This window comes from Mycolicibacter kumamotonensis, from assembly GCF_002086285.1.
GTDB lineage: Bacteria > Actinomycetota > Actinomycetes > Mycobacteriales > Mycobacteriaceae > Mycobacterium > Mycobacterium kumamotonense.
Window position 1 is genome coordinate 14,307 of sequence record NZ_MVHU01000003.1, and the last position, 22,383, is coordinate 36,689.

Consider the following 22,383-nt stretch of genomic DNA (forward strand, 5'->3'; position numbering starts at 1 on the left):
ACGGCAGATCGCTGGACCGTCGGCCAGGTAGCGCCGCAGACCTCGGGGTTCTAGGTGGTTGGCGTGCGCGAGCCGATCAAGATAGGACTGCACCGTTTCGCCACGAAACGGTGTGACGGTGCGCGGTAGTGGCGCGGCAGGCCCCTGCGGCCACGCCGGTGGGGTTGATACGTCAGCTGGCATGGCGTTGCGCCGATGTTTGGGCTGCGTAGTCGATGAGCACCGTGTCCATCAGATCCCTGGTGAGGTTCTCGGTTTCGTCGAGCATGCTGCGGATCGCAGCCGAGCGGATCAGGTGCGCCAGGCTGCCGATCATTCCGCCGGTGCGTCGATGCAGGTATTTGGCTTCGGCGACCAGCGTTCCCGCGGTGTGATGGTGCAACCGCAGGGTGCCTTCCATCGCGGCCACCAGCGACTTCCATTCCCCGGCGTACGGGAACGGGCTGGTGTTGATCACACCGCAGCGCCCGGCGAGCTGGCGTCCGCGGGTGCCGGTGAACACACCGGAGCGCTCGACGTCGATGCCGGCGTAGACGAACGTGGCGGGCAGGTGTTCGGTGAAGTACTTCAGGTGATCGGACAGTTCCTCGCCGGCCCGGGTATCGAGGTTGAGGTTGTGGATCTCGTCGACGATCACGATGTCGGTTCGGGCGTCGATGAGGACCTGGCAGACAGCGTCGGCGATATCGGTGACATTCATCCGCGGTTGCATCGGCGGAAGGCCCAGGAATCGCGCGAACTCCATCGCGAGTTTGCGCGCCGAGCCTTTCGGGGGCGCGGTCACGTATACGATCGGGATCCGGGACTTGTCGGCGAATCGTGTCCTGATACGCAGTTCGTGGAATCGGCCGAGTTGTTTGACCGCGGTGGTCTTGCCGGTCGCGGCCGCCCCGGAAATGATCAGCCCGCGCCGGGCGCCGATCTCGCGTTGGTTGAGCAGGGTCAGCAGCCGGCCTTCGTTGGTGATGCGCTGGATCGCCGACGTGGTGACCACGACCAGTTCACTGTGATGCGCTACCCGGGCTTCGTTGTAGTTGGTCCGTTCGGTCTCCGACAGGGTGCTCCACTGCTCATCGGGTAACAGGGTGAACTCGGGTGGATCGGCATCGACGAAACGGCGCCAACCCTCGAGCGTGGTGGTGGGTTGGCGCCGGTCCTCGAGTTGGCTCACCGGGGCAAAAGTGTTCACAGCCGCCACGATTCAGCCTCCTTGCGTGCATCGAACACCGGTAGTGGAATGACTTGGGCGATCTCGATGTCGTCGGCGTCCTCGTCACCGCCTGGCGGCGGCTCCTCATCGCAGGGTTCTGCGGTATCCGGCGGGCGGGGCCAGGCCGGTGTCGCGGTGGCTCGCGTTCGACCCGCCACCCTGCGATCCTTGGATTCCTGTCGGGTGGGGGCGGGGCCTTGCGCGGCCCGGTCGAGCAGGTCATCGGCCGCGCGGGCGATCTCGGCTTCGGTGGCCTGATCGCATCCGCGCTGGGCCAGCACGGACCGCGCATGCTGCCATACCAATTCGCCGAACGGTACCGGGTGGCTGCGCAAATGCGTCCAGGTCGCGGCCAGCCAGCCCTCGTCGTGATGGTTGCGCACCCAGATCCGCGACACGTCGTAGGGGTCGTAGTGCACCTCCCACTGGCCCTTCTTGGATTCCACCCCCGAGTGCTGGCGGCGGTAGGGGTTGAGTGCCTTAGCGTCGTAGCTGCGGTTGTTGACCCGGATCCCGTAGGAATTGATGCGCCGCCAGCACGACGGCAGTAACTCGATGTAGTCCTCGGCCGACAGCGGCACCGGAACATACCCGGCGACCTCGACCAAGGCGGCGTACTTTTCGTTGGGCGTCAACGCCTTGCCCGGGGTGACGGGGTCACGCAGGCCGTCGTGGGGCCGGTTTTGCCATACCGCGACGATCCACTCATCCAGCAGGGCTTGCAGCTCCACGATCGACCACACTGCGTCCTGTTCGGCGTTCTTGCCGCGCCGCTCGACGCTGGAGCCGACATACCCGGCGACATGCTGGGCGAACAAGGTGGCCACCGACTGCAGGGTCCGCTCGATCTTGGGTTTGTCGGTCGGCGTATCCGGGTGGGCGGGCTGCAGATTGATCCCCAACGTGCAACACGCCTGCCGGAAGGTTTGCGACAGATACGCCTTCCCGTGGTCGCACACTACGGTCTCCGGGGCGATCACCGGCCGGGCGGCCGCATCGGCCAACCGTTGATCCACGCCGGTCAAACAGCGATACGGCAGCACCGACCGCGACATCCGCAGCGCATCGGACCACTCCGGCCGCATCGGTTCTGGCGTCAACGCTCGGGCCAGCAGCAGCGCCGCGTCGACCGCTTTGGTCGTGGGCCGCAACACCGCGGCCGGAATCGAGCAGGTCGCGTCGTCAACCATGCCGGTCAGCTCGACCCGGTCCACCGTGCCGTCATCGAGGACCACCCGCACATCCAGGGGGGTCGAATCGATCTCGACCACCTCGCCGGGGCGCGCCACCGTCAGCGCACCGAACGGGCCGTCGGGCTGTTTGGACAACGAACGCCGGGTGCGCGCGGACCCGAACGTGTGCCGGCCCTCCGACAGCCTCTTCACCAGACGATAGAACGTCCGCTGAGACGGCATCGCCGGTGCGTCCTGGGCACCGTATTGAGCCACCAGCGATTTGGTCACCCGTCGCTGCAGGCGGCTCACCGTCCCGGTCGACACGTCGGTCTCGTCATCGATGGCCTGCCGCACTGCGGCCACCAGCCGCTCGTCGACGCGGCCGAACATCGCCCGCCGGGGAATGTGCCGGCGATCCACAACCCCCAGCAGGCCGTCTCGTTCGTAGGCATAGCGTTGCCGCTGCAACGTGTACAAGCTGATCTCGTGGCCAGCCGAGCGCAGCTCGGCGAGCTTGGCCAATTCGCGCTGCCGCAACGAACGCGACGCCGGATCGAACTCCGGCCGCGGCCGGCTACCCGCCTCGGAATCAACCCGTCGACCCGTCAACACCTCGATCAAGTGCCGTTCCCACCAGCGGGCCCGCTCGGCGGCAGCCTCGGGCACCCCGGCCAACGCTTCTTCGGAACACAAAGCCGGTCGCGATCCTGACACCAACTCCAACGCCGGGTCGCCCAGCAGCCGAGACAGCGGTACCACCGACTGCCCGCCGACCGCATCGGTCAGCCTGGCTGAACTGCCCGAAAGTGTGACAACCGTGAATACGCCGTCGGATAACCGGATTTCATCGCCCTCGCGGATGACACCCGACCGCATACCCGTCATCGTGACAACGCGGGCCCGACGATCGACTCCTCGGTCAAGACAGCCGCGGAAAGATCCACGCCCAGTCGCCGGTGCCACAACAGGTGAAACAGCACCGGCAACACCATGATCGCTTCACCGACCGGTCTCACCCCGGTCATCAGCGGCCGCGCCGAGTCGAACACCGCCTCCAACGCTGCGGCGACCGCCGGGCGGTACACCCGTGGATGCCGATACCCAGACAACCAGCGCAAATTCGCCGTCACGACCGGATCCGCAACGCCCGCTCGCCGATAGGCCCATCCCAGGGAACGGCACGCCTGCTCGGACCGGTCGAACAACTCAGCATCAGCATCCGATATTCGGTCATCGGCCCGCACGTCAAGAACCGTCGCCGTTCCGTCGGACAACCGCACGAAGTAATCAGGCACGTGGTGCCTGCCGTCACCCCAATGGAGCCGGAACGGCTGCGACGCAACACCAACCACCGCGGGATCGGCGTCCAGCGCGATCAAATGGTCACGCTCCGACCACGACTCGTACCCAACGTGCTCACGAGTCGTCGAAAACCACCACAGGCCTGGATAATTGCCCTGCCCGCGAAACGCTGGGAAACCACGCACGGGTGAGCAGTCCAACTCAAAGGCCACTGCGGCACACTCCGCCAGCGGCAAGCGCGAAGAACCCCCGGAGGAGTTGAATTCCACCTCAACGCCACCGTTGACCTGCGGCCATAGCGCCGCCGGCGCCACACTCACCTAAACAACGCTACCGGCGGTACCTCGGATAGATTGGCAAAGACACGCCGATACCGCAGATACGGTGGCAATACATCACATCGGATGTCAACGGACACTGCTGTAGTTCGCCGGCCCGGTCACCGCCAGGCGCCGATGCTCCTCTCGATCACCCGGGCGAACAGACCGCGGGGGTGATGACGACTCACCCCGTCCGGCGGCACCCTCCTAGCAAGAGCCGAGTGGTCGGCGGCGCCAACACGCAAGGTGCCTTGCGGTTGCGGATACGGAGGTAGCGCCGATGGACATGTCTGAATTCGACGACGTGCAGGCCCATCTGCTGGAACCGGAGGAAAGCACGGATTCGGAACAGACGGGCATCGACCTGGACGAGGGCTACTCACCCCCGGAACGCCCGCGTGAACTCCAGGCGTGGGGACTCACCACCCGGGAAGCCCGCACCCATGAAAGCCTGGCGCGCCGACTGGCCCGTGAGCTGCCCGATGTGACCGACCAGTGGGACGGCGATGGCATCGGTGACAGCGCCGATAGCGATGGCGAGGCGATCGACGACCAGGTAGGCGACATGCGAGCAGGGCGGCTCGTCTCCTTCGACTTCGACCCGACGGATCCGGCTGCGGAGTACCTCGCCCACGATGTCGGCATCGACGGCGGCGCCGCCTCGGCTGAAGAGGCCGCCATGCACATCGTTTCCGACGAGGATGTCCGCGGCTGGGGGTGGGAGCTGCAATGATCCGGCAACCGTGCGTGATTGGGGCAGACGCGATCACAGACCTGCCCGTTCGTCGGCACCTCACCCGGGTGATTTCCGGACAGGGATGAAGACAACTCACCCGCCGCGCACCGATGGTGGGTAGCACCTTTACCCGCAGAACGGAGAATCCAATGTCACACGAGGGCGCTACACCGATGTTGATGGGCACGCCTATACAAGATCAGCCGACGCGTGTGGCCGCATACATCGCGCGGTATGGATTGGTCGCAGTGCTCGCCTGGTTCGGTGCGATGAAGTTCACTTCGTATGAAGCCCAGGGTATTTCACATTGGGTAGCCAACAGTCCGCTCATGAGCTGGACGTACCAGATCATCTCCGTCGACGCGTTCGGCCGGCTGAACGGAACCGTCGAGTTGATCACCGCCACCCTGCTGGCCCTCAAGCCGTGGTTGCCGAAGGCCGCGGTGGTGGGTGGCATTTTCGCGTCGCTGTTCTTCGTGACGACACTGAGCTTCATGGTCACCACGCCCGGCACCGGTGAGGCGTCTGCCGGTGGCTTTCCCGTTCTGTCTGCCGACGGGGAGTTCTTGATGAAGGACATCGCACTCCTCGGCCTAGCGTTGTGGCTGCTGGCGGACGCCATCGAGGCAGCCCGAGCGCAGAGATGACATCGCCATCGCGTGACCATTACGACCTGATCGTCCTCGGCGCAGGCTCCGGGGGATATGTGGCAGCGATCCGCGCCGCCCAAGCCGGTTGACGCTGGCGCGGCCGTGGGACCTGACCGTCACCGAGCTGGCGCGAAACGTCCACACCCATCCCACGCTGGGCGAAGGGCTGCAGGAATGCTTTCACGCCCTGGCCGGGAACGCGATCAATCTGTAGGCGGCCTCGGTAGCCGAGTGTCGCCGGTCAACCGAAACACGGGAAGGCTCATCATGAAGATCGTAGTTATCGGCGGCCATGGGCTGATCGGCTCGAAGGTGGTCGCCACCCTCAGCGGACAGCGTCACGACGTGATCGCCGCCTCACGTCGCACAGGTGTGGACACCCTCTCCGGTGAGGGCCTGGCCGATGCCGTCTCCGGCGCCGATGTCCTGGTAGACGTCGCCGACTCACCATTGTTCGACGACGAGCCGGTGATGCACTTCTTCACGACCGCGACCGCCAACCTCCTCGCTGCCGAGCGGGAAGCAGGAGTTGGACACCACGTCGCATTGTCTGTGGTCGGTGCGGAGGTCATGCCCGACAGTGGATACAACACGGCAAAAGCAGCCCAGGAGAAGCTGATCAAGGAGTCGGGCCGCCCCTATTCGATCGTTCGGGCGACACCGTTCTATGAGTTCGCGGTCGCCCTGGCCGATTCGGCGACGGAGGGCGACATCGTCCTATTGCCGCCGGCGGTGTTCCGGCCCATCGCCGCCGACGACGTCGCTACCGCAGTGGCCCGCGCGGCCGTTGCTCGTCCGAGCAACGCGGTGACGGAGATCGCCGGGCCCGACAAGGTCGCCATGGACGACTTTGCGCGTCAGGGCCTTGCCGCCATCGGTGATCGGCGCCGGGTCGTCGCCGACGCCCGGGCGCCGTACTTCGGGGCGGTGATCGACGATCACAGCCTCGCCCCCGACAAGCACGCCACCATCTTCAGCACCCGATACTCCGACTGGCTCGACGCACGCGCCGACTACAGCGCTTAGGGCCGATCACCCGGGTGAACCCGGCGCCGGGGTGATGACACTTCACCCGGAACGGCCGCAATCTCGAGTAGCGCCCGATTTGGGCCGACTCGAATTCGGATAACGACGGCCCGACATACACCGGCTGTCAGATGAGATCAGGATAGGAAGGCCGCGACATGCATTTCGAGGCTAAGAAAGTCGTTGTCGTCGGGGGCAGTTCGGGAATGGGCCGGCAGGTCGCGAACGACGTTGTCGACCACGGCGGCAGCGCGGTGATCATCGGACGCTCCGAAACCCGGGTCGGTGAGACCGTCGCCGCGCTGACCGGTCGGCGCGGGGTGGTCCGCGGGATCACCGCGGAGCTCACGGATCGCGCCGCGGTCGCCGACGTGCAGCGGGTGCTCTCCGAAGAGCACAGTGACGCCACACTTCTCGTCAATGCGGCAGGATTCTTCATCCCGAAACCATTTCTCACCTACGACTCGCAGGCCTACGACTCCTACATGGAGCTCAACCACGCGCTGTTCTTCCTCACGCAGACCGTCGTCGCCGGCATGGTCGCCAAGGGCGAGGGCGGCTCCATCGTCAATATCGGCAGCATGTGGGCGCATCAGGCAATCGGGCTGACACCGTCGTCGGTGTACTCGATGCAAAAAGCGGGGCTGCATGCGCTCACCCACAACCTCGCTATCGAGCTGGCCGAGCACAACATTCGTGTCAACGCGGTGGCACCGGCCGTCGTCAAGACGCCACTCTACGAAGGTTTCCTACCCAAGGACGAGATCGACGCCACCCTGGCGACCTTCGCTCCGCTGCATCCACTGGGGCGAGTGGGCACCCCCGCCGACGTCGCCAACGCCGTCACCTATCTGCTCTCCGATCAGGCCAGCTGGGTCACCGGCGCGATTCTCAACGTCGATGGCGGCATCATGGCGGGCCGCAATTAGCCGGCCGATCGGCCGAGCACCCAACCAAGGAGGAACCGTGTCACACCAATACACCAAGAACCTCGCCGCAGTCGAGGCGTTGAACCCCAAGCAGTACTACGTCACCCAGGAGAACGGGACCGAGCGGGCATTCTCCGGGGAGTACTGGGCTAACAGGGAGCCCGGTATCTACGTCGACGTCGTCTCCGGTGAGCCGTTGTTCGCCTCACTCGACAAGTTCGACAGCGGCACCGGCTGGCCCAGCTTCACCAGGCCCATCGACGCGAACAACGTCGTGGAGAAACGCGACCGGAGCCACTTGGTGGAGCGTATCGAGGTGCGTTCCACTCAGGCCGACAGCCACTTGGGCCACGTATTCACCGACGGCCCGGGCGAAACCGGTTTGCGCTACTGCATCAACTCGGCAGCCCTGCGGTTCATCCACCGCGATGACCTTGCCGCCGAGGGCTACGGGCAGTACCTGAGCCTGTTCGGCGAACCGACTGCGGCGCCGAGCGACGCGGTCGAGGCCGGGGAGCAGCAGAAATGACCGCCCGCGACAAGGTGGCCATCCTGGCCGGAGGGTGTTTCTGGGGCATGCAGGACCTGATCCGCAAGCAGCCCGGAGTGGTCTCCACCCGGGTCGGCTACACCGGGGGCCAGAATGCGCACCCGACCTACCGCAACCATCCCGGCCACGCCGAGGCGATCGAGATCACCTTCCGGCCGGACCAGACCGACTACCGCAGCCTGCTGGAGTTCTTCTTCCAGATCCACGACCCGACCACCAGGAACCGCCAGGGCAACGACGTCGGCACCAGCTATCGCTCGGCGATCTTCTACCTCGACGAGGAGCAGAAGCGGATCGCGTTGGACACCATCGGCGATGTCGAGAAGTCGGGACGGTGGCCGGGTGAGGTGGTGACCGAAGTCACTCCGGCCGGGGAGTTCTGGGAGGCAGAGCCCGAACACCAGGACTACCTGCAGCGCTACCCCGCGGGTTATACGTGCCACTACGTGCGACCGGACTGGAAGCTGCCCCGCAGCAGTGACTCTGTGACGCCGGCCGGCTGAAACCGGTGACCAGGGCCGGCCGCCGAGCCCCCGGTTACCGCCGCTTCACTGATGGAAGTTCCACTGCCCGCAGTCCTGGGCCAGCACGTCGTTGACGTCGACCTCGATCCCACCCACGATCGGTCCCGGCGTCGACGCGGTGCTCACGATGCGCTGGAAAAGCACCGCCCCGGGGAATCGTTGGCCGCGCGACCAGGAGCGGGTCTGCCAGGCCCAGCGGTACCCGGGGGTGCGTGAGTTTCCGATGACACCGTCGGCCGCGGCCCACTGGCAGACGTTGACGCCCCCGTAGACCCCGGTGCGCTGCACTCCGATCACCGAGTTGATACCGCGAAACCATGGCAGCGCAACGTTGTTCCAGGTGTCACGGTTGATGTCGTCGTCGACGCTGAAGAAGATCGGTGCATTGCGGCCGCCACCGGCCGCGGTGTGCAGATTCCAGGCGGTCTGCGCATCCGAGACGCCGCCGGCGTAGCCGCGGGTGAAGTCCGACGGCGCTGTCCCGCCCGGCTTGCCGTACTGGTAGTTGCTGACGATCACCAGTCCCGCGGCGGTCAGCGACTCCGCGTAGGGGCGGGTGATCGGTTTGGCGCCGAAGTTCGACCCCGGCCGGGACGTCGAGACGTAGTTGATCACCCCGGCATGGCCGGCGGCCCGGATGTCCTGCGCCGGGATCTGGCGCATGGCGTAGTCGATCAGCGTCGGCGCGGCGGCCGAGGCGGTGGGCGTGCCGGCAGCGGCTGCAGCGCCCACCCCGGCCAGCGCCGCGGCGGATGCGTACCGCAGCACATCACGCCGGGAAACCGGGTGTGACAGGCGACGGGTCACCGGATGGTCCTGCATCGCCCGATGTTAACAATGTGGCTACTGTTAATGGTGTTGCCCACGCCGGGCAGGCTGCGCCGTTACGATGCGGCGATGTCGACACGCACTCGAGGGCGGGCCGTGGCCGGCTGGTGTCTGGTCGCGGTGTGGTTCGCCGCGACGGTGACAGCGGCCCTGAGCGCCGGCACGCCGATACAGAATGTGGCCGAGGCGGTGTACGGCGCCGCGCTGGCCGCGTTCGTCGTGCTGCACACCCTGACGCTGTACCGGCCGGCCGGCGCCATCACTTATTTCGCTGTTGCGGTAACCGTGGCATTCGGCTTCGAGGCGTGCAGTGTCGCAACCGGTTTCCCCTTCGGCTCCTACGTTCACCACTTCGAAGGACCACGCGCGCTCGGGGTTCCGTTCACGGTCGTGTTCGGCTGGGTGGTGCTGGCCTGGCTGGCATGGGTTCTGGCCCGGGTGATCGTGGGCGAGGACCGCGGCCACCGGGCCTTCGTGATCGTCACCCCCGTCATCGCCACGTTCATCCTCGGCGGATATGACCTGGTGATCGACCCGATCGCGGCCTACGCCCGCGGCCTGTATTCCTATGGGTCGCCCAGTGGGGCGCTCGGCGTTCCCTTGAGTAATTACTTCGGGTGGCTGTTCACCGGATGGGTGATGTTCCAGGTCTTCTCGTTGGTGGAACGGCGGTGGCGGCGAGAACCGACGGCAACGCCGCCGCGAGCGACGCTGTTGATGCCGGCCGTCATCTGGTTCGGACTCGCGCTGCAGGTCAACCTGGAGATGCTTCGCGTCGGTGATGCCACGGCGACACTTCAGGGCGGCAGGGTCATTCCGCTGTCTGACATCTACTCGACCTGCTGCGCGATGTCATGGTTCACGATGGGCCTCGTCGTGGCGATCAGCGTTGCGCGGCTGTATCCGGGGGGCGACCCGACGACAACGCCGCGGTAGCGATCAAAGGCGAACCAAGCTGAACGGATAGGTGAGAACCCCGCCGGGAGCCCCATCGCATCCGCCGGCCGGCGACGACGTCAACGTCCCTTGCAACGTCGCCGCATCCCAGGAGTACACGTCACGCGTCGGGATGATCTGCCCGTAATAGACGTTGCCGCAGCGCAATCCGTCCGGGATATCGACGGTCAGGGTGTAGCGCCCGTCGGCGAGGTGGGCGTCGCCGGAGTACTCGAACGCTTTGGCCACCGGCATCGGAATCGCCTGGATGTGCGCGCAGTCATCCGCGGCCGGTATGCAGTGCGATACCGCCCATGTCCAGGTGTGGAAGTCAAAGCGGTCCGGCAGCAGCAGCTGGTAGTTGGCGAAGAACGGTTCGGAATGACTTGGCGGTGAGGCGCATACCCCGGCCGCCGCGAACGCGGAGAGCGTGCACAGCAGGCCCGCAGTCTTCATGCCTCTCCTCCGTCGGTCGTGCCCTACTCCGCGCAGTCCGTTACATATGGGAGCCGCCGTCAATCCGGACCTCGGTACCGGTGATGAAGGAGGCGTCATCGCTTCCCAGCATCGCCACCACGCCTGCGACCGCGTCCGGATCGGCGAAGATCGCGCCGCCGTCCAGCGGGAGCATCGGCGCCACCTTGCCGAACAGCGTGAAATCGGCGTCCTCGGGAAGCCCGGGGCCGACGCTTTTCCGTGATGCCCCCGTTCCGTCGGTCATTCCCGACGAAATCGAACCGGGTTGAACCGAATTGAACCGGATACCGGCCTTTGCGAACTCCATCGCCCAGGCGTGGGTCATCGACAACACCCCGCCTTTGGAGGCCGCATAAGCAGCCATGTAGGGGTGAGCGAAGTGGGCGGACGTCGAGCTGAAGTTGACCACCGAGGGAGACCGGCCCTCGTGCAGCGCACGGATGGCCTCACGGGTCACCAGGAATGTGCCCACCAGGTTGATCCGCAGCACCTGCTCGAAGTCGGCCAGCGTGGTCTGCGCCAAATGCGAGGAGCGCAGGATCCCGGCGGCGTTCACCAGGGTGTCAAGTCCGCCCAGCACGTGCACCGCCTCGGCCACCCCGGCGCGAACCGAGGGTTCATCACCGATGTCCATCACCACGGTCGACAGGCGACTTCCCAGCTCGCCGGCTTTCGCAACGGTGTCGTCCAGGCCGTCGGCACTGATGTCCGCGGCGACCACGCGGCCACCTTCGGCGAGGATCCGCAGGACGCAGGCCTGTCCGATACCCGAACCGCCCCCGGTGATCAGCACTCGGCGGTCGACATAGCGCAAGCAGCCAGGCTGGGGTTCGGCGGGCTGGGACACAGAACGACTCCTGTCGGTCTTGGTTCTCCGGTTGTGCGGATCAACAGCAGGCTACGTTCCCGCCCGAGTCGCTGCGGTGATGCGACCCTTCCCGGTGGATGGGACGTGGCGTGTCGCCGGTCAGGTTCGGCTGTCACCGTCTTGGGCAAGCCGCTGACTCGGGCGGCGTCAGCGACGGCATTCGGTCCGGCAGTGGAGGTTTTGCGGCACATGGTGAGTAATGCCCAGGACCGCTGGTACGCCGGGTTGACCGCGGTCGGCGCCGGCACATCCGGGCCCCTGCGGGCCATCGGAGGCCTGCTGGCGATGTCGGTCGACGCGGTGAAGTTCCTGTTCTGCCGGCCCTTTCAGGGCCGGGAGCTGCTGGAGCAGTCCTGGTTCGTCGCGCGGGTGTCGCTGATGCCCACCGTGCTGGTCGCGATCCCCTTCACCGTCTTGGTCAGCTTCACGCTGAACATCCTGTTGCGTGAGCTGGGCGCGGCGGACCTCTCGGGTGCCGGGGCGGCGTTCGGCGCGGTCACGCAGGTCGGGCCGATGGTGACGGTGTTGATCGTGGCCGGCGCCGGGGCGACGGCGATGTGCGCCGATCTGGGATCGCGCACCATCCGCGAAGAGATCGACGCCATGGAGGTGCTCGGCATCAACCCGGTGCAACGGCTGGTGACTCCCCGGATGCTGGCGTCGGGCGTGGTGGCGTTGTTGCTCAACAGCCTGGTGGTCATCATCGGGATCCTGGGTGGGTACACCTTCTCCATCTTCATCCAAGGCGTCAATCCCGGCGCTTTCGCGGCGGGGATCACCCTGTTGACCGGGGTGCCCGAGGTGATCATCTCGTGCGTAAAGGCGGCACTGTTCGGTCTGATCGCCGGAGTCGTGGCCTGCTATCGCGGTCTGACGATCAGCGGCGGCGGTGCCAAGGCCGTGGGAAACGCCGTCAATGAGACGGTGGTGTACGCCTTCATGGCGTTGTTCGTGGTGAATGTGGTGGTCACCGCCATCGGCATCCAGCTGACTTCGGATTAGCCGGGAGACCACGATGGCTGGCCTACGAGTGCTCTACCCGCAGGTGGCGCGGGAGCTGAACAGACCGATCGACACCCTCAGCCGACTCGGCGACCACACCGCCTTCTATGGCCGCGCGCTCGCAGGTGTGCCGCACGCAGCCACCGCCTACCGCCGCGAAGTCGTTCGTCTCATCGCCGAAATCAGTATGGGCGCGGGAACATTGGCGATGATCGGCGGCACCGTGGTCATCGTCGGATTCCTCACCTTGGCAGCGGGCGGCACGCTTGCGGTGCAGGGCTACAGCTCCCTCGGCGACATCGGCATCGAAGCCCTGACCGGATTCTTGGCCGCCTTCATCAACGTCCGGATATCCGCTCCCGTTGTAGCCGGCATCGGCCTCGCCGCCACCTTCGGCGCCGGCGTGACCGCTCAATTGGGCGCCATGCGGATCAACGAAGAGATCGACGCGCTGGAGACCATGGGAATCCACGCCGTCGAATACCTTGTGAGCACCCGCATTGTGGCCGGAATGGTGGCGATCACGCCGCTGTATTCGATCGCGGTGATCCTGTCGTTTGCGGCCAGCAAGCTGACCACCGTGGTGATGTTCGGGCAGTCGGCCGGCCTGTACAACCACTACTTCGGGACGTTTCTCAACCCCAAAGACCTGCTGTGGTCGTTCCTGCAGGCAATCCTGATGGCCATCGCGGTGCTGCTCGTGCACACCTACTTCGGCTACTTCGCCAGCGGCGGACCGTCCGGGGTCGGCGTTGCCGTGGGCAACGCCGTGCGGACGTCACTCATCGTCGTAATCTCCGTGACCCTGCTGGTGTCGCTCTCCGTTTACGGCTCCAACGGCAACTTCAACCTGTCCGGCTAGGGCGGCGTGATGGCAACGAGTTCGCGCATCAGACGATCCCTGACGGGATTGGCCACGGTGGCCGTCGTAGCGGCCACCGTCGCGCTGGCAGTAGGACTGTTTCGCGGCAGCTTCACCAGAACCGTTCCCATCACCGTGCTGTCCAGCCGGGCCGGCCTGGTCATGAATCCGGACGCCAAAGTGAAGCTGCATGGGGCGCAGGTCGGTTCGGTGAAGTCGATCGAATCATTGGCGGACGGACGCGCGGCCCTGCATCTGGCCATGGACCCGTCGTACATGGACGTCATACCGGCGAACGTTCGCATCGACATCGCCTCGTCGACGGTGTTCGGCTCCAAGTATGTCGACCTGATCCCGCCGGCCGAACCGTCCGAACACTCTCTGCAGCGTGGGCAGGTGCTGCACGCCGACCATGTCACGGTAGAGATCAACACGGTCTTCGAGCGGCTGTCGTCGGTGCTGGCGAAAATCGAACCCGCCAAACTCAACGAGACGCTCGGAGCCCTGGCAACGGCGTTGGACGGCCGGGGAGACCGGATCGGGCAGATGATGTCCGATCTCGATGAGTTTCTGGCGCGGGTCGACCCGAGCCTGACGGCCCTGGAACACGACTTCACCGTCGCTCCCCGCGTGCTCGAGGCCTATGCCGATGCGGCACCCGATGTGGTCAGCACCGCCGGCGCGGCCACGCGGATGAGCAGTACGGTGGTCAGCGAGCAACACAGCCTGGATGCGCTGCTGCTCAGCGTGATCGGCCTGGCGGAGACCGGCAACGACGTCGTCGGCACCAACAGCCAGGCGATCACCGACACCATGGCACTGCTCGGCCCCACCACCGACCTCACCAACCAGTACCACGAGGCGCTGACCTGCGGTCTGGGCGGAGCCGTCCAATTGGCCAAAGCCCCAGGCACACCCGTGCCGGGTGGCCTGCTGCTGCAGACCGTGGTCCTGGGCCAGGAACGCTACCGGTATCCGCAGAATCTGCCGAAGGTGGCGGCAACCGGCGGACCGCAGTGCACCGATCTGCCCAAGGTCGGATACCAGAAGCATCCACCGTTCGTGATCACCGATGTCGATGCCAACCCCGCGCAGTACGGCAACGAGGGAATCCTGCTGAACTCCGACGGCCTCAAACAGCTGCTGTACGGGCCGATCGACGGACCGCCACGCAACAGCGCACAGATCGGGCATCCCGGATGAGCGGGCTCGGAAAGACCGCCGTCAAGTTGGGCGCGTTCGGAATCACGATGGTGCTCTTCACCGCGGCCCTGCTCGTCATCTTCAGCCAGTACCGGTCCGGTTCCACCAACTCCTATTCGGCGGTGTTCCAGGACGTCTCGAGCCTGAAGACCGGCGACTCGGTTCGAGTCGCCGGCATTCGGGTGGGCACCGTCCGGAAGGTCGCGCTGCAGTCGGACAACACCGCGCTGGTCGCCTTCGACGCCGATGACAACATCCGGCTCACCGAGAGCACCAAGGTTGCGGTGCGCTACCTCAACCTCGTCGGCGACCGCTACCTCGAACTCATCGACGACCCCGGCCCTGCTCGCATCCGGCCACCGGGGTACCGCTTCGGAACCGACCGGACCGAACCGGCCCTCAACCTCGACCTATTGCTCGGCGGCCTGAAACCGGTGATCCAGGGACTCAATCCCGACGACGTCAATACGCTGACCAGCTCCCTGATCCAGATCCTGCAGGGACAGGGCGGTGACCTGGAGTCGTTGTTCGCCAGGACGTCGTCGTTCACCAACGCGGTGGCCGACAACGGGCAGACCGTCGAACGGCTCATCGAGAATCTCAACGACACGCTGACCGTACTGGCCAAGGACGGCAACAAGTTCTCCCATGCGGTCGACGGCCTGGAGCGGCTGGTGAGCGGCCTTGCCCAGGAGCGTGATCCGATCGGTGAGGCCATCACGGCACTGGACAACGGAAGCGCTTCGTTGGCCACGCTGCTCACCGAGGCGCGAGCGCCCCTGTCGGGAACTGTCGACCAGCTGACCCGGCTTGCTCCGCTGCTCGCGAACGACACCGATCTCGCCCGCCTCGACCTGTTGATGCACAAGACACCGCAGAACTACCGCAAGTTGGTGCGGCTCGGTTCATACGGCAGCTGGCTGAACCTCTACATCTGCGGCGTCTCGGTCCGGGTGTCGGACCTACAAGGCCGCACCGCCCACTTCCCCTGGGTGATCCAGCAGACCGGACGGTGCGGAGAGCCCTGATGCTTAAATATCGTGACTCTGCGCTGGTCCGAACCGGGCTCGTCGGCTTGGTGGTGATGGTCCTGGTCATCCTGATCGGACTGCATCCCAAACAGCTGTTGGCCATGGCGACCTCGATCCGGTACCAGGCGGTCTTCGCCGAGGCCGGCGGGCTGGCCGCCGGCAACAACGTGAAAGTGTCCGGCGTCAACGTGGGTGCGGTGTCCGGCGTCGAACTCGACCACGGTAAAGCGCTGGTCACCTTCGCCGTCGACAGCAAGGTCCGGCTCGGCAAAGACACCACGGCTCACATCGGCATCGGAACCCTGCTCGGAGAACGGGTTCTGGTGATCGAACCGCGTGGCAGCGGCAGCATCGGCGCACGAGGTGTCATCCCGCTGTCCCGCACCGCCTCGCCGTACTCCTTGACCGATGCGCTCGGTGAGTTCACGACGAACACCGCCGCCACCGACACCGCGGCCATCAACCAGTCCCTGGACACGCTGTCGGCGACCGTGGAACGTCTTGCCCCGCAGTTGGCTCCCACCTTCGACGGCATCAGCCGGTTGTCCAGGTCGCTGAACAACCGCAACGAGTCGCTGGCCGGCCTGCTCACGACCGCCTCGAACGTCACCGGCATCCTGTCCGAACGCAGCGACCAAGTGAACCGGCTCATCCTCAACGCCGATGATCTACTCGGGGTGCTGCAGGACCGGCGCCATGCGATCGTCGATCTCCTTGCCAACACCACAGCGGTGGCTCAGCAGCTTTCCGGTCTGGTAGACGACAACGAGCAGGAACTGGCTCCCACCCTCGAGCAGCTCAACAAGGTCTCGGCGATGCTCGAACGCAACCGCGACAACCTCACCAAAACCCTCACAGGCCTCGCCAAATACCAACTGACGCAAGGTGAGGCCGTCAACAACGGCTTTTATTACTACGGTTTTGCGTCCAACCTGCTTCCGGGACCGGCGATTCAACCGTTCCTGGACTACGCGCTCGGCCTCCGCCGTGGGGTCGACGCCGGGCAACCGCCCGACAACGCCGGGCCGCGCGCAGAATTCCCGTTCCCGTACAACGGGATTCCGGGAGGTTCCCGATGATCGGTGACAAGCCGCTGGGGCCGGCCAAAAAGCTCCTGGTAATCGTCGTGGCGGTACTGCTAGCGTCGGCTGCCGGGTACCTCGGCTATCAGAAGTTCGCGGGCCCCCGGACGATCATCGCCTATTTCAAGTCGGCGACGGCCATCTATCCCGGCGACGAGGTCCGGGTGGTCGGGGTGCGGGTAGGCACCGTCAAATCCATCGAGCCGCTGGGGACGCGGGCAAGGATCACCCTCTCAGTCGATCACGACGTGCCCATACCCGCCGACGCGAAAGCCATCATCGTGGCGCCCAACCTAGTCTCCGCCCGTTACGTGCAGCTGACGCCCGCATACGGGTCGAGTCCAGCGGCCAGCGGCGCCACCATGGTCGACGGCGCTGAGATCAGCGAGGATCGCACCGCCATCCCGGTCGAGTGGGATGAGATCAAAGATCAGCTCACCCGTCTCGCCGCCGAGTTGGGCCCTTCCAGTGGGGTGTCCAACACGTCACTGGGACGCTTCATCGACACCGCCGCCGATGCCATGGCGGGAAACGGCGACAAACTCCGGGAGACCATCAGGCAATTGTCGGACGTCGGCCGAATCCTCGGAAACGGAAGCGGAGACATCGTCAGTGTCATCAAGAACCTTCAGGTCTTCGTCACCGCACTACGCGACAGCAACACCCAGATCGTGGAGTTTCAGGACCGGCTCGCCGACGTGACAAGCGTGATCGATGGCAGCCGCTCCGACCTCGACTCGGCCATCAACGAACTCTCGGGCGCAATCGGAAAGGTGCAACGCTTCATCGCCGGGTCCCGGGATCAGTCCGCCCAACAGGTACAGCGACTAGCGAACGTAACCCAGGTGTTGTCCGACAACAGCATGGTGGTCAAAAACATCCTGCACGCCGCACCGAACGCTCTGGTCAACGGCTACAACATCTACAACCCCGATACCGGTGGCCCCCGTGGCTCTTTCGCGATGAACAACTTCGCAAACCCCGTCGCCACGATCTGCTCGGCGATCGCCGCGGTCGAGAATGCCACCGCGGAAACGTCCGGGAAGGCATGTGCGGAGTACCTGGGCCCGGCACTGCGACTGATGAACTTCAACTATCTCCCGCTGCCGTTCAACGCCTACCTTGGGCCCGCCCCGAAGAACGTCATCTACTCCGACCCGAGACTGGCCCCCGGCGGGGGAGGGCCGGCCCCGGGGCCGGCGGAGATACCGCCCGCGGTCTCTGCCTACACCGGAGCCGGCGACGTGCCGCCCCCGCCCGGATGGACCGATCCGCCGCACCCACCAGGGGCTTACACCCCCGACGGGTTACCCGCCGACCGGCACCCGGCCCTCTATCCCGGCGCACCCGTTCCGCCAGGAGTCCCGGTGCTGCCACCACCGACGCCGGCCGCATCGAACCTTCCCGAGCTGCTGCTGCCTCAAGCCGGACTGACATCGACGGGAGGAGCGCCGTGACGACGACCTTGAGACGAAGAGGGGCGGCCGTCGCATGCGGTATCGCCCTCCTGTCCTCCGGCTGCTCGTTCGACGGCCTCAATTCGCTACCGCTTCCCGGCACGGTAGGAACCGGCTCCGGAGCCACCACCTACCACGTGCAGATAGCGAATGTCGGCTCATTGGAATCGAATTCGCCGGTCATGGTAGGCGACGTGATCGTCGGCACGGTCCGCCGAATGGCCGTTGACAACTGGCGCGCCGACGTCGAGATCTCGGTCAGATCCGACGTCGACATTCCTGCCAATGCGGTCGCCGCCGTGGGCCAGACCAGCCTGCTCGGATCGATGCATCTGGCGTTGGATCCCCCCATGGGCGAACCGGCGACCGGGCGACTGCGTCCCGGTGCGACCATCCCGATCTCCAAGTCCTCGACGTACCCCTCGACCGAGCAGACGCTCTCGTCGCTGTCGGTGGTGGTCAACGGCGGCGGATTGACCCAGATCGGCGACATCGTCCGCAACTTCACCGCAGCGCTCGACGGACGGCAGGTCCAGATTCGCGATCTGCTGACCCGAATGAACACCGTGGTGACCCTGTTGGACACCCAGCACGACAACATCATCGCCTCGATCTCATCGCTGAATCGGCTGGCCGAGACCTTCGCCGGCCAGCGGGACGTGCTCACCGCCGCCCTGAACCGCATCCCGGCAGCGCTCGACGTGCTCAACAAACAGCGTCCGCAGCTGACCACTGCCCTGAGGAAGTTGGGCGACTTCAGTGCCACCGCAACGCAACTCCTCAACGACTCGCAGGCCGACATCGTCCGCAACCTCAAGAACCTCGAACCGACGGTACGTGCGTTGGCCGATGTCGGACCCGATCTGGCCACCGCCCTGGCATATCTACCGACGTACCCGTATACCCAAGAGTTCATCGACCGTGGCATCCGCGGTGACTACATGAATCAGTTCATCGTCTTCGACTTCACGATCCCCCGGCTCAAGAGCGGCATACTGCTCGGCACCAGGTGGGGCGAACCGGGTGCCTCGCTGGTGCCGGCACCGGGGGACCCCTGGTACTCCACCTACACGCGGGATCCGCTCAAGGCCCCGCTGGCCGAACGCCCCAGCGAGGTGGCCACCGTACCGCCGCTCATCGACTCGCCGATGGACACGTCCGAGGCGCCCTTCGTCCCCGGCCCGGGCGGCAGCTGATGTTGACACGTTTCGTCCGGAATCAGTTGATCATCTTCGCGGTCGCCTCGGTGATCGGTGTCGGCACCATGATCTTCGGCTACCTGCAGGCTCCGGTGCTGCTCGGCATCGGACGCATCTCGGTAACGCTCCACCTGCCCTCCACCGGAGGTCTCTACCAGTTCTCCAACGTGACCTACCGAGGTGTCGAGGTGGGGAAGGTCACCGAGATCCGGCCCACTCGTGGCGGCGCCGAAGTAACGATGTCCTTGAAGCCGTCGCCGAAGATCCCCGCAGATCTACAGGCCAACGTCCGCAGCGTCTCCGCGGTCGGCGAACAATACGTCGACCTGGTGCCCCGTAGCGATGGCGGACCCTATCTCAAAAACGGCTCCACCATCAGCGCAGACAATGCGTCGCTGCCGAAGCCGGTCGGACCCATGCTTGATCAGATGAGCGCGCTCGTGGACAGCATCCCCACCGGAAAGCTCGGTGTTGTGCTCGACGAATCCTTCAAGGCGCTCAACGGAACCGGGAACGACCTCGGCGCCCTGTTCGAATCATCGAGTCGGCTCGCCGCCGACCTCAACGGCGTCGCCGAGAGCACTCGCAGCTTGATCGACGACAGCCGAACCCTTTTGGAGGGCCAGGCCGACAGCGCAGACGCCCTCCGGACGTGGGCGCGCAGCCTGGCCGGGATCACCCAGCAGGTCGCGGCACGTGACACCGAGGTGCAAACCATCCTCCGCACCGGAGTCGGCGCCGCAGACGAAGCGTCCCGGCTACTCGAACAGGTCCGGCCGACGCTGCCGGTCTTGCTGGCCAATCTGCGCACGGTCGGCCAGATCGGCGTCACCTACCATCGGTCGATCGAACAGTTGCTGGTGCTGTTGCCGCCCTATCTGGCCGCCACCCAGTCCTACGGGTCTTCGTTGAACAACCCGACCGGCATGGCACTGTCCGAGTTCAGCCTCACTCTCGGCGACCCGCCGGCGTGCTCGGTCGGATTCTTACCGCCATCGTCGTGGCGTTCGCCGGCGGATCTGAGCGACGTGGACACCCCGGACGGGTTGTACTGCAAACTCCCGCAGGATTCCGCCATCGGGGTGCGCGGCGCGCGGAACTACCCGTGTATGGCCCAGCCTGGAAAACGTGCGCCCACCGTCGAGATCTGCGAGAGCGACCGCCCCTACGAACCCCTGGCGATGCGTCAGCACGCAACAGGGCCGTATCCGATCGACCCCAGCCTCATCGCGCAGGGTATTCCGCCAGACGATCGAATCACGGTGGAAGAACAGATCTTCGGGCCGGTCGAGGGTACGCCGATGCCCCCTGGGGTGGCGCCGAGCGGCTATGTGCCGGGAGCAGAACGGCCCCCGGTCGCCGTTGCCACCTATAACCCGCGGACCGGGCAGTACGCGGCACCCGACGGCAAGGTGTACAGCCAGACCGACCTGGTGCGGCCGGAAACCCAGAGCTGGGAAGATCTGCTGCCGAAGTAAGCCGGGGTCAGCCGAGCTTGACGAGCTTGAACGGCATATTGATGTATACCGGCTTGTTCACTCCGCACGCTCCGCTGGGTCCGGTCGTGATGTCCTCGCCGGTCAGTGTGGTCGATGCCGGGTCCGCATAGGCGCCCTCGGGCGTCATCGCCTTGAACCGGAAAGTCTGCAGCCCGGGGGCGGTACTGCCGTCCGGGCAGGGGACCCAGTTATCGACAGGGCGTTTGACGTACCAGACGTTGCTCTGCTGGTAGATCGGTGCCGTCCAGCCTCCGTCACTGCGCACGGTGCCGGTGCATTCCCCCGGATAGCTGCAGTGCGTGGTGATCGTCCAGGTGCTGCGCCGGCTCTCCTGCTCGTAGAAGACCTCGTTTTTGCGCGCCCACTCACCGTTGGAGGTTGCGGTGTAGGTGCCATTGAGGCCCCAGTCCGGGTGGTCGGCCGCCGCTACCGCACCGGTGGACACGGCGTTGAGCATCGCGGCGGCGGCGGTCGCCGCGAGTGCGGGCGCACGCAGCATTGCCCCTCCTCGCACAGGCACGGAATCGGCGGTGCTCCGAAGTAAACACCGCAGGCCGCGGCCGACGATTCGACATGTCCGCTGAGTGGACCATCGATGTCTGCGGGGCCGGCTGTCCTGCCAGAGTGCCGGGGTATGCGGCGAACAGCGGTAGTGGTTGCGGCAGTCGTGATCGCGATGTGGGCGGTCCCGGTTCGCGCCTACGCAGAACCCGTCTCCTGTGACGACCCGGCGTGCGTACCCGGGATCACCCCCGGTGTCACACTCGGCGCGCCGTGCCAGGCGACGGACTACTACGTCTTCGGGACCGCGGTCGCGGGTCCCTCCATCCAGCCCGGGAGGCTGGTGTTCTGCGGCTCACCGCGCCGATACGAGCCGCGATACTTCCGATCGCCGTCCATGGCCGGAGTCAAGCACCTGGATTCGAGCTGTGAAGGCTACGAAAACTGGGTCGCACAGGCTCCCGACGGATTGTTTCTGACTTGCCAATCCAAGAACGGCGCCGCGCGGTGGAGTCGTGGTGATACGTAGGTTTGCGCTGGCGGCGGCACTGAGCGGGGCCGGCTGGTTCGCTTCCGCGCCGGCCGTCCACGCGGACACATCGACTCCGCACCACGTCGTCTATACCGTCACCGCTGCCACCCCGGTGTCAGCCGATATCTACTACCGCGACGTCGATCCGCCGAGCTGGGCTGACTACAGCCACAACCCGTATGAATTCAGCCCCAGGGCTCGCGTCGAAGTGGGCCCCGGACAGCCATGGGTGTTCCACGCCGACTTGATCGACCCGCAGCGCTGGGCGATGGTGACGGCGACGAGCGGCCGACTGTCGGCCGAGCCGATGTTTCACTGCGAGCTGTCGGTGGACGGGGCCGTGGTCGCCACCGCGGACGGCCCCAAGGGCGCGCTGTGCGCCTTGCGGCACTGGTGATCCGCCGCCGCTGACGCCGCCCACTGGATGGGAATCAGGTGGGCGACCGGCAGCACGGCTGATTACGGTGCGTACGCGGGCCCGCGA

The 22,383-nt window shown here is 65.7% G+C and carries 24 protein-coding genes and 1 pseudogene; 18 read left to right on the plus strand and 7 right to left on the minus strand.

Annotation, left to right across the window (positions count from 1 at the left end):
- Positions 1-172: 172 nt before the first annotated feature.
- Genes BST28_RS02940 through BST28_RS02950 form a run of 3 tightly spaced genes read right to left on the minus strand, consistent with a single transcriptional unit; the run spans position 173 to position 4,007 of the window.
- Positions 173-1,198 (minus strand): TniB family NTP-binding protein, encoded by a 1,026-nt coding sequence (locus tag BST28_RS02940; RefSeq protein ID WP_007172501.1) that lies wholly within the window; start codon positions 1,196-1,198, stop codon positions 173-175.
- Complete coding sequence (locus BST28_RS02945; RefSeq protein ID WP_224860251.1) at positions 1,186-3,261, minus strand: Mu transposase C-terminal domain-containing protein; 2,076 nt, start codon at positions 3,259-3,261, stop codon at positions 1,186-1,188. The genes BST28_RS02940 and BST28_RS02945 overlap by 13 nt, the downstream gene beginning before the upstream one ends.
- A gap of 5 nt (positions 3,262-3,266) precedes the next feature.
- Positions 3,267-4,007: a TnsA-like heteromeric transposase endonuclease subunit gene (locus tag BST28_RS02950; RefSeq protein WP_099459185.1), complete on the minus strand. Its 741-nt coding sequence runs from the start codon at positions 4,005-4,007 to the stop codon at positions 3,267-3,269.
- A gap of 280 nt (positions 4,008-4,287) precedes the next feature.
- On the opposite strand from BST28_RS02950, the gene BST28_RS02955 reads away from it, so the two are divergent.
- The 7 genes and pseudogenes from BST28_RS02955 (at position 4,288) to msrA (ending at position 8,401) form a co-directional block, all read left to right on the plus strand.
- A complete protein-coding gene (locus BST28_RS02955) occupies positions 4,288-4,740 on the plus strand; it encodes a DUF5709 domain-containing protein (protein ID WP_029248846.1) in 453 nt (150 codons plus the stop codon).
- 152 nt (positions 4,741-4,892) lie between these two features.
- Positions 4,893-5,390 carry a YkgB family protein gene (locus BST28_RS02960; RefSeq protein WP_080575615.1) on the plus strand — a complete coding sequence of 166 codons (498 nt, stop codon included), beginning with the start codon at positions 4,893-4,895 and terminating at the stop codon, positions 5,388-5,390.
- 88 nt (positions 5,391-5,478) lie between these two features.
- Positions 5,479-5,607 (plus strand): annotated as a pseudogene (locus BST28_RS24550) (hypothetical protein); the annotation flags it as partial.
- Positions 5,608-5,660: 53 nt separating this feature from the next.
- Positions 5,661-6,419, plus strand: a complete 759-nt coding sequence (locus BST28_RS02965) for an SDR family oxidoreductase (protein WP_083079808.1) — start codon at positions 5,661-5,663, stop codon at positions 6,417-6,419.
- A gap of 158 nt (positions 6,420-6,577) precedes the next feature.
- A complete protein-coding gene (locus BST28_RS02970) occupies positions 6,578-7,348 on the plus strand; it encodes an SDR family NAD(P)-dependent oxidoreductase (RefSeq protein WP_083079810.1) in 771 nt (256 codons plus the stop codon).
- A gap of 37 nt (positions 7,349-7,385) precedes the next feature.
- Positions 7,386-7,877 carry a peptide-methionine (R)-S-oxide reductase MsrB gene (gene msrB, locus BST28_RS02975; protein WP_083079812.1) on the plus strand — a complete coding sequence of 164 codons (492 nt, stop codon included), beginning with the start codon at positions 7,386-7,388 and terminating at the stop codon, positions 7,875-7,877.
- The gene (msrA, locus tag BST28_RS02980) at positions 7,874-8,401 is read left to right on the plus strand and encodes a peptide-methionine (S)-S-oxide reductase MsrA (RefSeq protein ID WP_083079814.1); all 528 of its coding nucleotides are present in this window, start codon (positions 7,874-7,876) and stop codon (positions 8,399-8,401) included. Before msrB ends, msrA begins: the two co-directional genes overlap by 4 nt.
- Before the next feature lie 45 nt (positions 8,402-8,446).
- Here the strand turns inward: msrA and BST28_RS02985 are convergent, their stop codons facing one another.
- Complete coding sequence (locus BST28_RS02985) at positions 8,447-9,244, minus strand: DUF1906 domain-containing protein (protein WP_083079816.1); 798 nt, start codon at positions 9,242-9,244, stop codon at positions 8,447-8,449.
- 75 nt (positions 9,245-9,319) lie between these two features.
- Here BST28_RS02985 and BST28_RS02990 point away from each other — a divergent pair, with 75 nt between their 5' ends.
- Positions 9,320-10,186: a carotenoid biosynthesis protein gene (locus tag BST28_RS02990; RefSeq protein ID WP_165758041.1), complete on the plus strand. Its 867-nt coding sequence runs from the start codon at positions 9,320-9,322 to the stop codon at positions 10,184-10,186.
- A 3-nt stretch (positions 10,187-10,189) separates the two neighbouring features.
- Here the strand turns inward: BST28_RS02990 and BST28_RS02995 are convergent, their stop codons facing one another.
- Together BST28_RS02995 and BST28_RS03000 are read right to left on the minus strand one after the other, a co-directional pair.
- Positions 10,190-10,642, minus strand: coding sequence for a hypothetical protein (locus BST28_RS02995; RefSeq protein ID WP_083079818.1), 453 nt, complete (start codon positions 10,640-10,642; stop codon positions 10,190-10,192).
- A gap of 40 nt (positions 10,643-10,682) precedes the next feature.
- Complete coding sequence (locus BST28_RS03000) at positions 10,683-11,456, minus strand: SDR family NAD(P)-dependent oxidoreductase (RefSeq protein ID WP_083079820.1); 774 nt, start codon at positions 11,454-11,456, stop codon at positions 10,683-10,685.
- A 264-nt stretch (positions 11,457-11,720) separates the two neighbouring features.
- On the opposite strand from BST28_RS03000, the gene BST28_RS03005 reads away from it, so the two are divergent.
- From BST28_RS03005 to BST28_RS03040, 8 genes are read left to right on the plus strand one after another with little or no spacing between them, the layout of a single operon-like run.
- Complete coding sequence (locus BST28_RS03005) at positions 11,721-12,533, plus strand: MlaE family ABC transporter permease (protein WP_083079822.1); 813 nt, start codon at positions 11,721-11,723, stop codon at positions 12,531-12,533.
- A gap of 13 nt (positions 12,534-12,546) precedes the next feature.
- On the plus strand, positions 12,547-13,395 hold the full coding sequence (locus BST28_RS03010) for an MlaE family ABC transporter permease (protein ID WP_083079823.1): 849 nt from the start codon (positions 12,547-12,549) through the stop codon (positions 13,393-13,395).
- A 9-nt stretch (positions 13,396-13,404) separates the two neighbouring features.
- Positions 13,405-14,598 carry an MCE family protein gene (locus BST28_RS03015; protein ID WP_083079825.1) on the plus strand — a complete coding sequence of 398 codons (1,194 nt, stop codon included), beginning with the start codon at positions 13,405-13,407 and terminating at the stop codon, positions 14,596-14,598.
- Entirely contained in the window at positions 14,595-15,626 is a 1,032-nt protein-coding gene (locus tag BST28_RS03020) for an MCE family protein (protein ID WP_083079827.1), read from the plus strand. The genes BST28_RS03015 and BST28_RS03020 overlap by 4 nt, the downstream gene beginning before the upstream one ends.
- The gene (locus tag BST28_RS03025; RefSeq protein ID WP_083079829.1) at positions 15,626-16,708 is read left to right on the plus strand and encodes an MCE family protein; all 1,083 of its coding nucleotides are present in this window, start codon (positions 15,626-15,628) and stop codon (positions 16,706-16,708) included. Before BST28_RS03020 ends, BST28_RS03025 begins: the two co-directional genes overlap by 1 nt.
- Positions 16,705-18,168 carry an MCE family protein gene (locus BST28_RS03030; protein ID WP_083079831.1) on the plus strand — a complete coding sequence of 488 codons (1,464 nt, stop codon included), beginning with the start codon at positions 16,705-16,707 and terminating at the stop codon, positions 18,166-18,168. The genes BST28_RS03025 and BST28_RS03030 overlap by 4 nt, the downstream gene beginning before the upstream one ends.
- Positions 18,165-19,364, plus strand: coding sequence for an MCE family protein (locus BST28_RS03035; RefSeq protein ID WP_083079833.1), 1,200 nt, complete (start codon positions 18,165-18,167; stop codon positions 19,362-19,364). Before BST28_RS03030 ends, BST28_RS03035 begins: the two co-directional genes overlap by 4 nt.
- Positions 19,364-20,845 (plus strand): MCE family protein, encoded by a 1,482-nt coding sequence (locus tag BST28_RS03040; protein ID WP_083079834.1) that lies wholly within the window; start codon positions 19,364-19,366, stop codon positions 20,843-20,845. The genes BST28_RS03035 and BST28_RS03040 overlap by 1 nt, the downstream gene beginning before the upstream one ends.
- Positions 20,846-20,852: 7 nt before the next feature.
- Here BST28_RS03040 and BST28_RS03045 read toward each other — a convergent pair whose 3' ends face one another.
- Positions 20,853-21,365, minus strand: a complete 513-nt coding sequence (locus BST28_RS03045; protein ID WP_083079836.1) for an Rv2253/PknI dimerization domain-containing protein — start codon at positions 21,363-21,365, stop codon at positions 20,853-20,855.
- A 135-nt stretch (positions 21,366-21,500) separates the two neighbouring features.
- On the opposite strand from BST28_RS03045, the gene BST28_RS24555 reads away from it, so the two are divergent.
- Positions 21,501-21,896, plus strand: coding sequence for a hypothetical protein (locus BST28_RS24555; RefSeq protein WP_083079837.1), 396 nt, complete (start codon positions 21,501-21,503; stop codon positions 21,894-21,896).
- Positions 21,886-22,296, plus strand: a complete 411-nt coding sequence (locus BST28_RS03055; RefSeq protein ID WP_109560629.1) for an Rv2576c family protein — start codon at positions 21,886-21,888, stop codon at positions 22,294-22,296. The genes BST28_RS24555 and BST28_RS03055 overlap by 11 nt, the downstream gene beginning before the upstream one ends.
- The last annotated feature ends 87 nt before the right edge of the window (positions 22,297-22,383 follow it).

Coding starts and splice junctions, on each gene's coding strand:
- BST28_RS02955 (WP_029248846.1), top strand. CDS start 4,288: ATGGACATGTCTGAATTCGACGACGTGCAGGCCCATCTGCTGGAACCG.
- BST28_RS03030 (WP_083079831.1), top strand. CDS start 16,705: ATGATCGGTGACAAGCCGCTGGGGCCGGCCAAAAAGCTCCTGGTAATC.
- BST28_RS03005 (WP_083079822.1), top strand. CDS start 11,721: ATGGTGAGTAATGCCCAGGACCGCTGGTACGCCGGGTTGACCGCGGTC.
- BST28_RS02970 (WP_083079810.1), top strand. CDS start 6,578: ATGCATTTCGAGGCTAAGAAAGTCGTTGTCGTCGGGGGCAGTTCGGGA.
- BST28_RS03025 (WP_083079829.1), top strand. CDS start 15,626: ATGCTTAAATATCGTGACTCTGCGCTGGTCCGAACCGGGCTCGTCGGC.
- BST28_RS02990 (WP_165758041.1), top strand. CDS start 9,320: ATGTCGACACGCACTCGAGGGCGGGCCGTGGCCGGCTGGTGTCTGGTC.
- BST28_RS24555 (WP_083079837.1), top strand. CDS start 21,501: ATGCGGCGAACAGCGGTAGTGGTTGCGGCAGTCGTGATCGCGATGTGG.
- BST28_RS03045 (WP_083079836.1), bottom strand. CDS start 21,365: ATGCTGCGTGCGCCCGCACTCGCGGCGACCGCCGCCGCCGCGATGCTC.
- BST28_RS02960 (WP_080575615.1), top strand. CDS start 4,893: ATGTCACACGAGGGCGCTACACCGATGTTGATGGGCACGCCTATACAA.
- BST28_RS03010 (WP_083079823.1), top strand. CDS start 12,547: ATGGCTGGCCTACGAGTGCTCTACCCGCAGGTGGCGCGGGAGCTGAAC.
- BST28_RS03015 (WP_083079825.1), top strand. CDS start 13,405: ATGGCAACGAGTTCGCGCATCAGACGATCCCTGACGGGATTGGCCACG.
- BST28_RS02985 (WP_083079816.1), bottom strand. CDS start 9,244: ATGCAGGACCATCCGGTGACCCGTCGCCTGTCACACCCGGTTTCCCGG.
- BST28_RS03040 (WP_083079834.1), top strand. CDS start 19,364: ATGTTGACACGTTTCGTCCGGAATCAGTTGATCATCTTCGCGGTCGCC.
- BST28_RS03020 (WP_083079827.1), top strand. CDS start 14,595: ATGAGCGGGCTCGGAAAGACCGCCGTCAAGTTGGGCGCGTTCGGAATC.
- BST28_RS02995 (WP_083079818.1), bottom strand. CDS start 10,642: ATGAAGACTGCGGGCCTGCTGTGCACGCTCTCCGCGTTCGCGGCGGCC.
- BST28_RS02965 (WP_083079808.1), top strand. CDS start 5,661: ATGAAGATCGTAGTTATCGGCGGCCATGGGCTGATCGGCTCGAAGGTG.
- msrA (WP_083079814.1), top strand. CDS start 7,874: ATGACCGCCCGCGACAAGGTGGCCATCCTGGCCGGAGGGTGTTTCTGG.
- BST28_RS02945 (WP_224860251.1), bottom strand. CDS start 3,261: ATGCGGTCGGGTGTCATCCGCGAGGGCGATGAAATCCGGTTATCCGAC.